The sequence below is a fragment of the Brevibacterium sp. LE-L genome, from assembly GCF_050214925.1.
Lineage (GTDB): Bacteria > Actinomycetota > Actinomycetes > Actinomycetales > Brevibacteriaceae > Brevibacterium.
The window spans coordinates 1536618-1551597 of sequence record NZ_CP189759.1; the positions used below are offsets into that span (position 1 = coordinate 1536618).

The 14980-nt window shown below is 66.2% G+C and carries 14 protein-coding genes; 6 read left to right on the forward strand and 8 right to left on the reverse strand.

Annotation, left to right across the window (positions count from 1 at the left end):
* Window positions 1-20 precede the first annotated feature (20 nt).
* Window positions 21-1352, reverse strand: coding sequence for a glutaminase (locus tag ACQE2J_RS06915; protein WP_135539636.1), 1332 nt, complete (start codon window positions 1350-1352; stop codon window positions 21-23).
* Between the two features lie 111 nt (window positions 1353-1463).
* Here ACQE2J_RS06915 and ACQE2J_RS06920 point away from each other — a divergent pair, with 111 nt between their 5' ends.
* A complete protein-coding gene (locus tag ACQE2J_RS06920) occupies window positions 1464-2390 on the forward strand; it encodes a hypothetical protein (protein WP_426937351.1) in 927 nt (308 codons plus the stop codon).
* Window positions 2391-2473: 83 nt separating this feature from the next.
* Complete coding sequence (locus tag ACQE2J_RS06925; protein ID WP_426937352.1) at window positions 2474-3208, forward strand: hypothetical protein; 735 nt, start codon at window positions 2474-2476, stop codon at window positions 3206-3208.
* 79 nt (window positions 3209-3287) lie between these two features.
* On the opposite strand, the gene ACQE2J_RS06930 is transcribed toward ACQE2J_RS06925, so the two are convergent.
* Together ACQE2J_RS06930 and ACQE2J_RS06935 are read right to left on the reverse strand one after the other, a co-directional pair.
* On the reverse strand, window positions 3288-4796 hold the full coding sequence (locus tag ACQE2J_RS06930; protein WP_135539630.1) for a SulP family inorganic anion transporter: 1509 nt from the start codon (window positions 4794-4796) through the stop codon (window positions 3288-3290).
* Window positions 4793-5527 carry an LmeA family phospholipid-binding protein gene (locus ACQE2J_RS06935; RefSeq protein WP_135539628.1) on the reverse strand — a complete coding sequence of 245 codons (735 nt, stop codon included), beginning with the start codon at window positions 5525-5527 and terminating at the stop codon, window positions 4793-4795. The genes ACQE2J_RS06930 and ACQE2J_RS06935 overlap by 4 nt, the downstream gene beginning before the upstream one ends.
* A 95-nt stretch (window positions 5528-5622) precedes the next feature.
* Between ACQE2J_RS06935 and ACQE2J_RS06940 the strand changes: the two genes are divergently transcribed.
* On the forward strand, window positions 5623-6543 hold the full coding sequence (locus tag ACQE2J_RS06940; protein ID WP_426937353.1) for an SCO6745 family protein: 921 nt from the start codon (window positions 5623-5625) through the stop codon (window positions 6541-6543).
* Between the two features lie 25 nt (window positions 6544-6568).
* On the opposite strand, the gene ACQE2J_RS06945 is transcribed toward ACQE2J_RS06940, so the two are convergent.
* From ACQE2J_RS06945 to orn, 3 genes are all read right to left on the reverse strand, one after another.
* Window positions 6569-8257: a SulP family inorganic anion transporter gene (locus ACQE2J_RS06945; RefSeq protein WP_135539625.1), complete on the reverse strand. Its 1689-nt coding sequence runs from the start codon at window positions 8255-8257 to the stop codon at window positions 6569-6571.
* A complete protein-coding gene (locus ACQE2J_RS06950) occupies window positions 8254-8637 on the reverse strand; it encodes an ArsR/SmtB family transcription factor (protein ID WP_135539623.1) in 384 nt (127 codons plus the stop codon). Before ACQE2J_RS06950 ends, ACQE2J_RS06945 begins: the two co-directional genes overlap by 4 nt.
* 142 nt (window positions 8638-8779) lie before the next feature.
* A complete protein-coding gene (orn, locus tag ACQE2J_RS06955) occupies window positions 8780-9385 on the reverse strand; it encodes an oligoribonuclease (RefSeq protein WP_276606433.1) in 606 nt (201 codons plus the stop codon).
* A 227-nt stretch (window positions 9386-9612) separates the two neighbouring features.
* Between orn and ACQE2J_RS06960 the strand changes: the two genes are divergently transcribed.
* The 3 genes from ACQE2J_RS06960 to ACQE2J_RS06970 all read left to right on the forward strand — a co-directional run bounded on the left by ACQE2J_RS06960 (window position 9613) and on the right by ACQE2J_RS06970 (window position 14164).
* Window positions 9613-11232 carry a hypothetical protein gene (locus tag ACQE2J_RS06960; protein WP_135539621.1) on the forward strand — a complete coding sequence of 540 codons (1620 nt, stop codon included), beginning with the start codon at window positions 9613-9615 and terminating at the stop codon, window positions 11230-11232.
* Window positions 11233-11381: 149 nt separating this feature from the next.
* Complete coding sequence (locus ACQE2J_RS06965; RefSeq protein WP_425118895.1) at window positions 11382-12350, forward strand: tetratricopeptide repeat protein; 969 nt, start codon at window positions 11382-11384, stop codon at window positions 12348-12350.
* Window positions 12351-12412: 62 nt separating this feature from the next.
* Window positions 12413-14164 (forward strand): hypothetical protein, encoded by a 1752-nt coding sequence (locus ACQE2J_RS06970; RefSeq protein WP_240689768.1) that lies wholly within the window; start codon window positions 12413-12415, stop codon window positions 14162-14164.
* 28 nt (window positions 14165-14192) lie between these two features.
* Here ACQE2J_RS06970 and ACQE2J_RS06975 read toward each other — a convergent pair whose 3' ends face one another.
* Window positions 14193-14585 carry a hypothetical protein gene (locus ACQE2J_RS06975; protein ID WP_425118894.1) on the reverse strand — a complete coding sequence of 131 codons (393 nt, stop codon included), beginning with the start codon at window positions 14583-14585 and terminating at the stop codon, window positions 14193-14195.
* Window positions 14586-14614: 29 nt separating this feature from the next.
* Window positions 14615-14965, reverse strand: a complete 351-nt coding sequence (locus ACQE2J_RS06980) for a hypothetical protein (protein ID WP_135539617.1) — start codon at window positions 14963-14965, stop codon at window positions 14615-14617.
* Window positions 14966-14980 lie beyond the last annotated feature (15 nt).

Below are 14980 nucleotides of genomic sequence, written 5' to 3' on the forward strand. Positions count from 1 at the left end.
GTGTCCACGGCCGGGTGCGGTCACCGGGAGCGTTCGGCCATCTCCCGGCGGCGGTCGTCACGGATGCGCTTGAGCCCCTTGACGGATTTGAGCGAATCGAGGATCGTCACGCCCGGCAGCGCCGAGTTCGGACCCTTGCACTGCATCATGTCGTCGGGGTCCATGAGCACCACTCGGGTGCCTTCGTCCTCGAGGCGGGACAGAGCCTCGGTGAGCATGGTCCGGGCCACCGAGTTGATCTCGTTGACCCGTCGCAGGTCGAGCACGAACGTATCCGTGCTCGATTCCGGTTCGTCCATGGCCCGCAGCACGTTCTCCGAACCGCTCCACTGGATGAGTCCCTGCAGGCTGCAGATACGCACCGTCTTGCCCTGACCGTCGACGAAACGGCGGTCGCGGCGGATGATCGAGCGTGCCGGTTCTGGGGCGTCCATGATGTGCAGGCTCAACCGGTCGGAGAGGTCTTGGAAGATCTTCGCACCCCGCACGCTCGTGCCGTGCTTGTCCAAGCGCGGAGAGAACGTGGAGATGCCGACCTGACCGGGCATGACTCCGAAGACTCCGCCGGAGACGCCGCTCTTGGCGGGGATCCCGATCTCTGTCATCCAGTCGCCGGCGGCGTCGTACATGCCGCAGGTCATCATCACCGCGAGCACCTGCCGGTTGACTCGGGGAGAGAGCACCTGCTCCCCGGTGAGCGGGTTGAGGCCACCGCCGGCCAGGGTCGAGGCCATGATCGCGAGGTCCTTGACGGTCACGAGGATGGAGCACTGCTCGATGTAGCCGCGGACGACCTCGTCGGGGTCGTCGTAGAAGATGTCGTAGGACCGGAGCATGTTCGCGATCGCGACATTGCGGTAGGCCTCGCGCCATTCGCCGTCGGCGACGTTCTCGTCGATGGTCAGCTCGCGGCCGGCGAAGCGCGAGAGGCCCGCACGGACGATCTCGGTGCGTTCGGCCAGGCTGGCGCCCGGATCGCCGATGATGGAGTGGATGGTCATCGCACCGGCGTTGATCATCGGGTTGAGCGGTTTGCCCGACATCTTGTCGAGTGAGAGCTCGTTGAACTTCTCACCGCTGGGTTCGACGCCGACCTTCTCGAAGACCCCGGCCAAGCCTTCCTGTTCGAGGGCGAGCCCGTAGATGAAGGGCTTCGACATCGACTGGATGGAGAATTCGTGATCGGCGTCCCCGGCGGTGTATTCGATGCCGTCGAGGGTGGAGATGCAGATCGCGAGCTTCTCCGAATCGGCCGCGGCGAGATCCGGGATGTAGTCCGCATTCTCCCCGGACCGATCGGGACGGAAACGGTCGAGCGTCTCATCGAGGAAATCCGGGATGGGCGATCGCATAGCACCTCCTGCAGCAGTTGTGGTTGTCCGCGCGGCCGCGGCCAAGGGATGTTCCAGGTCTGGCACCGGTTGTCTCACCCCCGGCACCGCGCTCGATCATACGGTGGGACCATGACCCGGACCAAGCTGTTCCTCATCGGCCTCGCAGTCTCTGCCGTGGCCGTCATCATCGTCGCCGTCCTCGTCGTCGCGTCGATCATCCGGTACACGGTACCCCGGGGACAGTCCCAGCTGCTGCCCGAGACCGCGCTGACCCCGGTGGAGATCCTCACCGAGGCGGCCCCGTCCACAGACGGCACGCTGACCATCCGTCAGCGGATGAGCTTCGAAACACCGCCGGAAGGCGATGATGCGGTGGGGCTGTGGATCAGCTCCGCCGGTCTGGGGCGGAATCCGGCCAGTGGCAGCCGTTTGCGGATGATGCCCGAAGCATCCGAGGTCACCGGGGTGGAGCTGAGCACAGAGGAGGGGTCAACCCGGGATTCGCCGAAGACGGCGGGAGACCTCGACATCGACGTAGAGACGAAACGCGAGGAGGGCTTCGACTACCCCTCGGCTGATTTCTCGTTCCGTCCGCAGGATGCTGACGGGATGCCGACGACATGGGGTGAGGGACGCCACGCCGTCGAGCTCAGCTACGTCCTCGACAAGGTCTTCCTGACGGTGGAAGGGGAGGAGTTCCTCGTTCTTCCCGTGCCCACACTCGGTGCGGGGAGGACGACCACGACGACGCACACGCTGTCGATCGACACCGACGGGCCGCTGTACTGTCCGGTGTCGAATACCGATTTCGACCTCATGAACGACTGCACGGACAACGACTTCGCACAGGTCGATGATGCGCACCCAGACGAGGAGTCGAACACCGACGAGGAGTCGACGACCCATGATGGCACCGCACCTCACAGCGGCGATGAGCGAGAGCACAGCAGTCGGCTGATCGTGAGAAGAAGCTACGGCAAGAACATCGACGTCGTCGCGTTCGCACCGCCGGAAGGCATGACCGTGCCTGCGGCCCGTCCCTACAGCAGAGGCTGACGGCAGTGAGTGAACGACAACTGCGACCTGGCCGACGAACCGGGCCGGGCCTCCGACTCGGATCTGCCCGCCGAACCGGGCGAATGGTGTCCACGCTGCCTGCCCTGATCCTGTCGGCGGCCGCAGTCGTGATGATCGTCGTCGGGCTTCTGCCCCGCGGTGCGGATGCGGCCCCGAACCCGATGCGGAGCAAGAAGGCGACGCATAGGGTGAGCATCACCGCCGACGGCAGCTACACGGTGCGGATGGACACGCAGTTCGATCTCGCGCTGCCGACCAGTTGGACGTTCGGTGGTGAGATCTACGACGGGTTCCGTCTGCCCGACACCGAATCCCCGCTGCCGCCCCACCTGCGGGCGGAGTATTCGCAGCCGCAGGGCAGCATCGATTCGGCTCCCGGTGAGGCCGGCGTGGACAAGCACCTGCATTCCGTGGACATCGGCTTCTCCACCGGAGAGCTTGATCCCGGGCTCCACGGGGGAGTGCTCGACTACGCAGTCTCCGGTGCTGCGGTCCCGGCGCAGACGGGACGAGAAGGGAACGGCCCGGAGGCAGAAGATGCGGGCGGGGAGTCGGGCGTGGTCGTGTATTTCCGGCCTCTGGACCGGGGTGAGGTCATCATCGAATCCGAGGCGCCGATCACCGGTGTCGACTGTGAGGAGCTGGCGCCGCACGGTCAGCCCTGCGGAGAGAGGGCAGGTGAGAGGTGGACCGTGGACGGTGAGGACCTGCTGCGCGATGGTCAGAGCATCGACGCCGTGCGGATCACGCTCGACGCCGATCCGAGGGAACTGGCCGATCCCGTCATCGATCCCTGACCCGCATGATCACTCCCGGGCCGACCTTCGCCGCCGCGGGTCCTCGCTGCGTCCGCTGCCGACTGCAGCCGGGACCGATCTACCCGAGCCCTCCGGAGAGTCGCGCGTGCAGAGTCTCGGTGTACTCATTCATTCCGACGATCTTCACACTCGTGCCCAAGGCTTCGTATTTCGTCACGATCGCGTCGAGGGCGGCCACGCTCGAGGCATCCCAGACATGCGATTCGCTCATATCGATGACGACCCGGCCGGGATCGAGGACGTAGCGGAACTGGGTGGTGAGATCGTTCGACGACGCGAAGAAGAGCTCACCGCGGACCGTGTAGTGAGCCGTCGCCTCGGTGACTGTTCGTTCGACGGTGACGAAGTGGGCGACGCGGCGGACGAAGAGCACGCTGGCCACGAAGACGCCGGCGACTACGCCGATGGCGAGGTTGCCGGTGGCGACGACGACCGCGACGGTGGCCACCATGACGAAGGTCTCGGACTTCGGAAGCATCCGCAGAGTGGAGGGACGCACCGAATGCCAGTCGAAGGTGTCGAAGCAGACCATCATCATGATCGCTGCGAGCGCGACCATGGGGATCATGCCGACGATGTCTCCGAGGACGACGACGAAGACGAGCAGGAACGCGCCGGCCATGAACGTCGAGATCCGGGTTCGGGCTCCCGAAGCGCGGACGTTGATCATCGTCTGCCCGATCATCGCGCAGCCGCCCATCCCGCCGAAGAGGCCGGAGATCATGTTCGCAGCCCCTTGGCCCCAGGATTCGCGCGTCTTGTTCGAGTGGGTGTCGGTGATCTCGTCGACGAGTTTGGCCGTCATGAGCGATTCCATCAGTCCGACCAGAGCCATCGCCAGGGAGTACGGGGCGATCGTCGACAGAGTCTGCCAGGTCAGCGGCACGTGGGGGATGAAGAGTTCGGGCAGGCTGCGCGGCAGTTCGCCTTGGTCGCTGACGGTGGGGACGTCGATGGCGAAGACGACGGCGATGCCGGTGATGAGCACGATCGTCACCAGCGGAGCGGGCACGACCTTCGTCAGTTTCGGCATGAAGACGAGGACCGCGACGCCGATCGCCAGCAGCGGGTAGACCAGCCACGGCACTCCGATGACATGGGGCAGCTGGGCGGCGAAGACGAGGATGGACAGAGCGTTGACGAACCCGACCATGACGCTGCGGGGGATGAAGCGGATGAGCTTCGCGACACCGGCGACGGCGAGCAGGATCTGGAAGACTCCGGCGAGCATGACGGTGGCGATGAACATGTCCATGCCGTGCTCCCGAGCCACCGGGGCGATGACGAGGGCCACTGCCCCGGTCGCCGCCGAGATCATGGCCGGTCTGCCGCCGAGGAAGGCGATCGAGGTGGCCATGATGAACGCGGAGAACAGGCCGACCTTCGGGTCGACCCCGGCGATGATCGAGAACGCGATCGCCTCGGGGATGAGGGCGAGTCCGACGACGAGGCCGGCGAGGACCTCGCGGGTGAGCAGCCGTGGCGAGGTCAGCGCGGTGCGCACGGAGGGATCGGGTCGCCAGCGCGAAGAGTCGTCGTCCGTCGCGGCGGGAAGAGGTGTCGTCATTCCAGGCTGACCCCGGTGCCGTGCAGCCGGACCTTCAGCCCCGCCTCCGTGGCGGTGATGTCGGTGAGTTCGAGTCCGGCGGGCAGGAAATCGAGGTCGATGACGATATCGGAGATCGCCGAGGTGAGGAACCCGGGCAACCGGTCGAGGGAGAACTCAGCCGAACCGAGCCGAATCGTCGATGCGTTGACCACTGCACGCCTGCCGTCGGCCTTCGGGTCGATGCCGACGAGCAGATCCTGACCGAACATCGAGCCCTTGAGGGCGAGCTCACCGTCGTCGGTGGTGAACTCCATGCCCTCCGGCAGCGAAGCGTGCTCGGCGGCGAGCTCATCGAGGGTGGAGTGGGGCAGGACCGCAGTGGCGTCGACGGTGCCGACGGGACGCGAGGTGTCGGTGGGCACGTCGTAGAGCTTCGCATCGACATCGGCGAAGTCGACGCCCTCGTAGTTCGCCTCGGCGGCGGTGATGTGCACCGTATCGAGCTTGCCGGCCGCCATCTGGGTGAGCACCGGGAAGCCTTCGACCGCCACCTCGGCGTCCCCGTAGGACTCGAGGCTCTTCGCGATGCGCTGCTCGGTCATGTAGTCGACGACCCGATCGGCGGCGATGGCCCCGATGATGAGGGTGAGGACGATGACGATCGCGGAGACGATGATCGTCGTCCGGCGCCGCCGCGGTGGGCGGCCGTTCTGCGGCTGCGGGTATTCGAGGGTTCTGGCCGTAGTCATGGGCTCCATTCTCCCGCACTCGCGTTCGGGCGGCATCCGCCGGTCGCCTGTGCGCACTCATTTACCTGGGACGGTGCCGGCTCTAGGATGACGATATGGAATCCCAGCGCACACAGGACATCAGGACGGTCTCCGCCCGCATCAACTCCTTCCACTCTTCGATCTACTTCTCGTCGACGGTCGGCGCCGAATATGCCGAGCACGGACTCGAACCGGGAGTCGAAGGGAATATGGCAGCCCGCTCGGCACCCCTGGGCCGGGTGAATCCCGGGGTCGTCAGCGCTGCCTACTACAACTATTCGCCGAACTTCGTCGCCGAGATGCTGCCGCGCCTGTGGGAGCGGGTGAGTCCGGAGGAGATGGTCCAGGCCCGCTTCGACGCCGTGAGCGCCTATATGGCCGAACTCTTCGGTGACCGCGACGACATCGCCCTGCTCACCGAGGCGGCCACCCAGATCACCGAAACGCTGACCCCCGTGCTCGCCGCCATGGACTTCTCCGGGCGGGCCCTGGCCGCGGCCACCGCCGACGTCATCGGCCGCCACGAGCCTGCCACCGCCTTCGAACGGCTGTGGGACGTGGCCACCGTCGCACGCGAATTCCGCGGTGACGGCCACGTCGCCTCGCTCGTCACCGCCGGTGTTCCCGGCATCGACGCGCTCATGCTCGATGTCGCCACCGGGGCCTCATTCCGCCCGCGTGCCGCGCAGAAGACCCGCGGCTACACCGATGAGGAATGGCAGACCGCACAGTCTCGGCTCGCCGAGGCGGGGCTGATCACCGTGGGCACGGACGACCGCGGGTTCGACCTGCCCGCCATCACCGAGGCGGGACGTGAGCTCAAGGACCAGGTCGAAGCGCTCACCGATGGCACCGTGGCAGCGGCCTGGTCGGTGCTCAGCGATGAGGAGATCGCGGCGCTGCTCTCACCGACGCGGACGCTGATCAAGGTCTTTGCGCAGTCCGGGGCCTTCCCCGCGACGATCTTCGCTCAGCCGGCGAAGAAGGCCGGCTGAGCCGACCCTCCCGCGCCGGGGAGCCTCAGAGCTTCGCGGCACGCTCGACATGCGAGCGGGCGTGTTCGATCGCGGTCGGCAGGTCGTCGAAGAGGTGCTTGTGATGGCGCAGCGCGCCGAGCACCCCGACATGTCGGAACAGTTCGACGTGACCGGTTTTCACGCCCTTGATGAGGACGGTGATTCCGCGGCGTTCGAAGGCACGGACCACCTCGGAGAGGATGCGTGCGCCCGTGGCATCGACGAGTTCGAGCTGGGACATGCGCAGGACCACCACGACCACCTCGTCGAGTTTCGTGACTTCGTCGAAGACCCGGTCCGAGGAGGCGAAGAACAGCGGGCCGTCGAAGCGGACGATGGCGATCGACTGATCTCCGAAGTGCGGGTCCGCCTCATCCTCGACGCGTTCGATCGTCACGCCGGTGGCACGGGAGAGATTGCGCAGGGCGAAGACCGCGGCGACGACCATGCCGATCCCCACGGCCACGATGAGGTCGAAGGAGATCGTGATGAGTGCCGTGACGATGAAGCCGATGGCATCCGAGCGGGTCGAGAGCATGATCGCGCGCAGCGTCGACAGGTGGATCATCCGCACAGCTGTGACGAAGAGGACTCCGCCGAGGGCGGCGAGCGGGATCTGCCCGACGGGTGCGGCCGCGATGAGGACGATGACGAGCAGGACGAGGGCGTGGACGATCGAGGCCAGACGAGTGCGTCCGCCCGCTCGGATATTGACCGAGGTGCGGGCGATCGCACCGGTGGCGGGCATGCCGCCGAACAGTGAGGAACCGATCGAGGCGATGCCCTGCCCGACGAGTTCCCGGTCCGGATGGTAGGCCCCGGAGTCCGACATCGACGCGGCGACGCGGACCGAGAGCAGCGATTCGATCGCGGCCAGCGCGGCGATGGTTCCGGCCGCCGGAAGCAGTCCTGCGATCTGGCTGAGGTCGATGGAGGGGATCGAGGGGGCCGGCAGCGACTGGGGGATCGTGCCGATCGTGGCCAGGGGGTTGGGGATGAGTGCTGCGAGGACGGTGACGATGATGATGCCCACCAGGGACCCGGGGATCGAGGGGTGGATCTTCGGGGAGACGACCATGCACACGACGACGATGCCCACCGCCGCCAGCGAATAGGGCGCATAGGTCCAATCGGCCTCGGTGATCAGCTGGGTCGCGGCGACGAGGGCGTTCGTGCTGTGTTCGCCGGGCAGCGATTCCTGCGCCGTGGTGACGAAGGGGACCTGCTGGAGGAAGATGATCGCGGCGATGCCGAGGGTGAATCCCTCGATCACCGGCCACGGGATGAACGACACCGCGCGTCCCAGACGGAGCAGGCCCGCGGCGACGACGATGATGCCGGCGATGAGGGTCACGGCGACGACCGCCGAAGCTCCCTGGCTGGCGACGATGGGCACGAGCACGACCGCCATCGCTCCGGTCGGCCCGGAGATCTGGATGTGAGAGCCGCCGAAGACGGCGGCAAGGAAGCCGGCGACGATGGCGGTGACCAGCCCCTGCTCCGCCGTCAGACCCGAGCTGACGCCGAAGCCGAGGGCCAGCGGCAGGGCCACGATGCCGACGGTGACTCCGGCGAGGAGGTCCTTCGGCCAGGAGCGCGTCGTCTCGCTGTAGTCACGGAACGAGGGAAGCAGTGACCGCGTGTGTCGCAGGACCGATCCCACCCGAGCCGAGGTGCCGTTCGGTGCGCTCACGACTGCGACCCCTTCGCGGCTCCGCCCGCGATCTGCGGCAGGGACCTCGCCTGCGCCAAGCGTCCCTCATCGTCTTCGAGCATCGAGACGAGCAGGGCCCGGGCGACGGCGAGCAGCTGTTCGGTGCGGCGATCGGCGAGGCGGTAGTAGACGTGGCTGGCCCGGCGTTCGGACACCACGAGGCGGTGCCGCCGCAGCACCGCCAGATGCTGGGACAGGTGAGAGGCCTCGAGCTCGGTCTCGGACTGCAGATCGGCGACGCTGACTTCGGTCCCGTCGGCAAGGAGTTCGAGGATGCGGATCCGATAGGGATGGGCGAGTCCCTTGAACAGGTTCGCCTTGACCTCGTAGAGGGGGCGCTGACGTTGATCTAATGGCATGATGGAATCATCATGTCACGGACGAGGCCGTGCACGCGAACCGATCTCAGGCTGTGCACTCGAACCGGCCTCGGAGGGCGACGGGCCGAGAATGCGCGGTGCCGCGTCGAGCGCGGTCAGCGGACGGACGGCTCGGGAGCGCTCAGCTGGTGCTGTCCGCGGCGACTTCGGCGGCGATGGCCTTCGCCTCGTCGGAGCTCGGGCCCTCGGCGGAGAACACGGCCTTCCGGTAGTACTGGAGCTCGATGATCGAGTCGATGATGTCACCCAGGGCGCGGTGACCGCCGTGCTTGGCCGGCGCCTGGAAGTAGGCGCGGGGGAACCACTGCTTGCTCAGTTCCTTGATCGAGGAGACGTCGATGATCCGGTAGTGCAGGTGTCCGACGAGTTCGGGCATCTGCTTGGTGAGGAACACCTTGTCGGTGCCCACGGAATTGCCGCCCAGCGGAGCCTTGCCCGACTCAGGGACATGCTTCTTCACGTATTCGAGGACCCGCTGCTGCGCCTCGGCGACGGTCGTGCCGGAGTCGAGCTCGGTGATCAGGCCGGAGGTGGTGTGCATGTTCGTGACGAACTCGTTCATGTTCGCCCGCGCCTCGGCGGAGGGCTTGATGACGATGTCGATGCCGTCGTCGAGGCGATTGAGCTCGAAATCGGTGACGATCGCGGCCACCTCGATGAGTTCGTCTCTGACCTCGTCGAGGCCGGTCATTTCGCAGTCGATCCACACAATTCTGTCGTTGCTCACCCGCCCAGCTTAGGCCACGGCAGAGGTTCGGGGCATCTCGGGGCGGTTCCGCGGCCGGCCGGGTTCGGCCTCGGCGACGGTGTCCGAGCGGGTCCGGCCCACCCGATCATGTGAACGTCGACACACACTGAACGTGCGCACAAAGGGGATATCGCGTGTGTGACTTAAACTTGGAGAGTCCCCGAACCAGGGGTGCCATTTTTGCTCGGCTGAGGGAAGGTACGCACGTGCGTTACACAATCGCTGTGATTCTCATGGTGGTGGGTGTCGTCGTCGGTGGCCTCGGCATCCTGCAGAAGACCCTGTGGGCGCCGGAGGATACGATCACTGCCACCGCGCAGGTCGACGCCGACAAACCGGCGGTCATCGTCGACCCCGGGATGCTCAACCTCTACGAAACCCCAGCCACGCTCACGGTCAAGGGCAGCGGTGACCTGACGATCGCCCAGGCCCCGATCGAGAACGTCGAAGCCTGGGCCGGACAGTCCGCCTTTGACCGCGTCACCGGCTTGGCCGAAGACGGAAAGCTCACGACCAAAGCCACCGACGGCGAAGGGAAAGTGCCCGACCCGGCCGGAGCCGATCTGTGGCAGTCCGAAGTCACCGGCACGGATTCGGTGGAGCTCGAATGGAACGACGAAGCCAACCGCACCGGCTTCCTCATCGCCGGCAGCGGTGAGCCCGGACAGGTCACTTCCGTCACCCTCGAATGGCCCAACCACGCCGAGACCCCGTGGGCGATCCCGCTGATGATCATCGGCGGCGTCTCCTTCGTCGGCGGCGTCGTCCTGCTCTTCTTCGGCATGAACAAGACGAAGAAGGAGGCGAATCGTCGCAAGGCACGCCAGGAGCGTCGCCGCAAGCTCGCCGAATACGGCACCGCCTTCGCCATCGTCCCCGTGCTCGCGCTCAGCGCCTGCGGGCCCGAAGAGCTGCCGAAGCCCGAACCCTCCGAAGCGCCGAGCTCGGCGGCCGCAGGCATCACCGACGATCAGGCAAAGCGGATCCTCGACGCGGTGGCCGACGACGTCAAGACCGCAGACAAGAAGACCGACAAGAAGGCACTGGCCCAGCGTGCCGCGGGTCCCGCGCTCAAACAGCGCGAAGATCTGTACACAGTGAAGAAGGACGTCGACGATCAGAAGCTGCCGCCGGCGGTGGCCAGCGAGGAGATCGTGGCGAACTACACCTCGGCCACCGATGCCTGGCCGCGGGTGACGAGCCTGATCACCTCGGCCGGAGGCAATTCTCAGCTGCTCGTCCTCACTCAGGAGGACCCGCGCAGCGACTACAAGCTCTGGTCGCAGACCCAGTTGGTCTCGGGCACGAAGCTGCCCGAGCTGCCCGATTCCCGGCAGGGCGCGAAGATGCTCGAACCCGGTGCCAAGGGTTTCGTCGCAACCCCGGAGAAGGCCGTGGCCGATTATGCGAAGGCGCTCGGCAGCGGAGCGGATTCGAAGGAAGCGAAGAAGTTCGCAGGCGACGATTTCGCGAAGTCGATCTGGAAGAACCAGAAGGAGCAGAAAGCCAGCGCCGAATCGGGCAAGGCCGAGGTGAAGTACAAGTACGCTCCGGGCAAGGAACTCGTCGCTCAGGGCACGGCCGGTGACGCCGCCATCGTCACCGGTGTCGTCGAGGCCGAATCGACCATCAGCCCCGAGTCGAAGGACGGCCGCACCGGCACCCTGACCCTGTCCTCGCCGCAGAAGGAGCTGCTGGGCTCGTCGTCGACGCAGAAGCCGGTGACGACGAAGACCACCCAGGTGCTCACCTTCCTCGTGCCCAAGGACGGGAAGATCAAGCTCGTCGGCGGCCTCGAGACCCTCGCCGGGGCAGAGGAAGGCTGAGCGACCGATTCGGCACCGCCGCGGCCCTCCGTTGAGGAAATAGCCGCGGGCACACCGGTGTTGATACGTTCTGTTGGATAATCATGGACCAGGTGCGGGGCGGAATCAGCGGCTCCCACCGATCGCGTCACAAAGGAGACCACGTGTCAATGGATCCCTCGCAGGGCAGCGCGCAGCAGAATCAGGGCCTCGACCTGTCTGCGGTGCGCGGGAAGAACCTGCCTCATGAACAGACCGGCCAGGCCGGACACGCGCCCGCTGGTGCCGGAGCTCCCGGCGGTGCGGCCGGCGGGCAGGACCCGAATGCGGTCGCCGTTCCGTCCCTGATCTTCGACGTCGACGAGGCGAGCTTCAACGGCGTCGTTGCGATCTCCGACCGTGTGCCCGTCGTCATCGACCTGTGGGCCGAATGGTGCGAACCGTGCAAGCAGCTGTCGCCGATCCTCGAACGCGTCATCGCCTCCTACGGCGGGCGTCTGGTTCTGGCCAAGGTCGATGTCGATGCGAACCCGCGTCTGCAGCAGGCCTTCGGCGTGCAGTCGATCCCCTCGGTGGTCGCTCTCGTCAAGGGCCAGCCCGTGCCTCTGTTCCAGAGTGCCCTGCCCGAACCGCAGGTCACGGCCTACTTCGATGAGCTGCTCAAGCTCGCCGGAGAGAACGGTGTCACCGGCCATGCCGTCGCCGACGGTGCCGAACCCGAACCGGCAGGTCCCGCCCACCCGGAGGCCGAAGAGGCCCTGGCCAAGGGGGACTTCGACACCGCGGAGAACCTGTTCAAGGCCGCTCTCGCGTCGTCGCCGGCCGATGAGGAGGCGAAGTTCGGACTCGCCCATGCGAGCCTGGGTCGGCGCCTCATCGACAAGGAGCCGGCAGAGCTCATCGCCGCCGCCGATGCGAACCCGACCGATGTCGAGGCCGCGAAGGCCGCGGCCGATGCCGAGGTCGTCAGCGGCAATGCCGCGGGCGCGTTCACCCGTCTCATCGGTCTCATCCGCACCACCGCGGGTGACGAGAAGGAATCCCTGCGCCTGCGCGTCCTCGAACTCTTCGAAGTCCTCAGTGCCGACGATCCAGCCGTGACCAAGGCACGGACCGCACTCATGAGGGCATTGTTCTGATCCAGCGAATCCGACTCATTACTGCCATCCTCTTCGGCGTTGCGGCGCTCACGCTCGCCGGATTGGTCATCTCCGCGCTCTCGGTCGTCGGCACCGACGAGATCACCGAGACCCCGGCCTTCAAGGTCAAGGACGGAGCCTATGCCGTCGTCCTCGACGAGGCGATCGTGCCCTATTCGGGTTCGAGCGTGACCGTGACGGCGAAGAACTCGAAGGGGACCGAGCTGTTCGTCGGCACCGCCAACGGGGTCGACGCCGACAGCTACCTCGACGGGGTGGCGCAGGAGCAGATCAGTGATGTGTCCTTCCCGAACGCCACCGATCATCGGTTCATTCCCGGGGATGCGAAGCCCGAGGCCGAGATCGCCGATCGGGATTGGTGGATCAGCCAGGATACGGGGAAGACGGTCGCGAAGACCTTCAACCTCGAGGCCGAGCCGCAGGTGCTCGTCATCGCTCCGGCGAATTCCGATGACAGTCTCGACGGCACGACGGTGAGCCTGGAGATGCGTGTCAACGGTGTGCTCGGACTCAGCCTGCTCGGCCTCGCCGGCGGGATCATCTTCGCCGGATTCGCTCTGTTCTTCTTCCTCCGCTGGTGGCAGGCGCGCATCCGCCCGCCGAAGAAGAACCACGACAGCTCCACCGGCGGTGGAGGCGGGAACGGGCCGGCACGAGACGAGGATCGGGACCACCGCTCCGGCCCCGATGCTGACCATCGCTCCGGCGGGACCGAGACCGACCGTTCCGGTCCGGCGACTCAGCCGATCTCGACCGTGCAGCCGGGCACGGCCGCCGGGCCACCGCCTCGGCGACGGGACCTGCGCAACCGAAGGTCGTTCACGGCCGTCACAGCCGGGCTGGTCGGCACCGGGCTCGTGCTCAGCGGATGCGCGAGCATGCCCATCGCCAAGCCGAGCAGCCCCGACATCACCCCATACGAACGCCCCGCGCTGCGGGCCGGGGAAGCCGGGAAGTTCATGACGAACTACACCGAGGCGCTCGATAAGACGCTCGGTGACAAGGGCACGGACCTCGACGCGATCCAGGCCGCCCCGCTCATCGACCAGACGCAGGCCCAGATCCAGATCGCGGAGAAGGCCAAGCAGAAGCTGCGCGCTCCGAACTTCACCGAGGTCGTCGCCGCCAGCCCGAGCTTCACGAAGTACCCGATGTGGTTCTACGCCTTCGGCACCGCGGACAAGAAGTCCACCGACGGTGACAAACAGCTCACGCAGGTGATGCTTGTGACGCGGGACTCGGCATCGACTGAGCCGCTCGTGCGTTCCGCATCCTATATTCCGGCCGAGCAGATGCCCACGCTCATGGCCGACGGGCAGGGAGCCGTGAAGCCGGGCCCCGAGGCCTTCGATGAGGAGATGACGACCGCGGCCGATGATGTCGCGTCCTACCTCGTCGACGGCAAGGCGAAATCCGGCACCCCCGATGGCCTCAAGGAGGGCGGTTTCAAGGGATTCCGCGACTACCTCGGCACACTGCGCGACAAGGACTCCGGCTTCGACAAGGTCGACGTGGACTGCAAGCCCTATGCGGATCTTGACTTCGAAGACATGACACTGAGCACGGAGAACGGTGCGATCGGCATGGGTGAGGTCCGCTGCACGCTGACGATCAAGGTTCCCACCGATTACTCAATCGACCTCGGCGACACCGTCGAAGCCGTGAAGACCAATGACAAGGACGGCGACACCGTCAAGGTCGACACCGCGCACCCCTACGTGCTCATGGAGACCGGAGACGACGTCACGGCCATCGCCACCGACTGGAATGTGCTGTCCTCCCGCGTGGAATGATCCCGAGGCGGCCAGTTACCGGGTGTGTTCAGTCCCGGTGCGCGCGGCGGCCGACGCGCCACAGCCACCACAGGCCGATGAGCGGCAGGACGAGCGGGATGAACCCGTAGCCGCTGCCGAAGTTCGACCACACCGACGGCTTTGCGAAGTCCTCCGGATGGGTGTGGCTGAGGATGCCGACGACGATGACGCCGAGGAATTCGATCGCGCAGGCGGCCACGGCGATCCGATGCGAGATCCGATTGCCGATGACGAGGCAGATCGTGGCGAGGATGTAGATGACCGCGGCCACTGCCGAAAGCGAGTACGCGATCGGGGCGAAATCGAATTCGCGGATGAGCTGGTAGCCGGCTCTCGCCGTGGCCGAGAGTGCGAAGATCCCGTAGACGGCGGTCAGCGCCCGCCCGGGTCCGCTGTGCATCGCCGAATACGGGGAGCGGCTGCTTTTCGTCACTGCCAAATCTGGTCCAATCTCTCGATCATCACGATCACCGTCAGTCCGGCTGCTGCCAGCACTCCCGGCCCCCACCGACTGAGTTCGGCGAACGCCCAGAACCCGGCCAACGCGATGACGAGGATCGCGGTGATCACATAGCCGAAGTAGAGGAGCGGGTCGACATCGTGCGCGGAGCCGAAGGTGGCGATCGAGAGGATCAGCTGCACGATGAGCAGCAGAAGCAGGAACGCGGCACCCGCCAGCAGGGCCTTGCCCGCCGGTCGGTTGCGGATGGTCTCGACGATCGACCACACGGTCAGGATACCGGTGACGGCATAGAGGACGATGGTGAAAACGGTGAACACCCGACCCAGTTTAGT

What these genes read in the sequence shown, in the direction of transcription:
- ACQE2J_RS06915 (WP_135539636.1), bottom strand. Translation starts at nt 1,352, where the DNA reads ATGCGATCGCCCATCCCGGATTTCCTCGATGAGACGCTCGACCGTTTC.
- ACQE2J_RS06920 (WP_426937351.1), top strand. Translation starts at nt 1,464, where the DNA reads ATGACCCGGACCAAGCTGTTCCTCATCGGCCTCGCAGTCTCTGCCGTG.
- ACQE2J_RS06925 (WP_426937352.1), top strand. Translation starts at nt 2,474, where the DNA reads ATGGTGTCCACGCTGCCTGCCCTGATCCTGTCGGCGGCCGCAGTCGTG.
- ACQE2J_RS06930 (WP_135539630.1), bottom strand. Translation starts at nt 4,796, where the DNA reads ATGACGACACCTCTTCCCGCCGCGACGGACGACGACTCTTCGCGCTGG.
- ACQE2J_RS06935 (WP_135539628.1), bottom strand. Translation starts at nt 5,527, where the DNA reads ATGACTACGGCCAGAACCCTCGAATACCCGCAGCCGCAGAACGGCCGC.
- ACQE2J_RS06940 (WP_426937353.1), top strand. Translation starts at nt 5,623, where the DNA reads ATGGAATCCCAGCGCACACAGGACATCAGGACGGTCTCCGCCCGCATC.
- ACQE2J_RS06950 (WP_135539623.1), bottom strand. Translation starts at nt 8,637, where the DNA reads ATGCCATTAGATCAACGTCAGCGCCCCCTCTACGAGGTCAAGGCGAAC.
- ACQE2J_RS06965 (WP_425118895.1), top strand. Translation starts at nt 11,382, where the DNA reads ATGGATCCCTCGCAGGGCAGCGCGCAGCAGAATCAGGGCCTCGACCTG.
- ACQE2J_RS06975 (WP_425118894.1), bottom strand. Translation starts at nt 14,585, where the DNA reads ATGCACAGCGGACCCGGGCGGGCGCTGACCGCCGTCTACGGGATCTTC.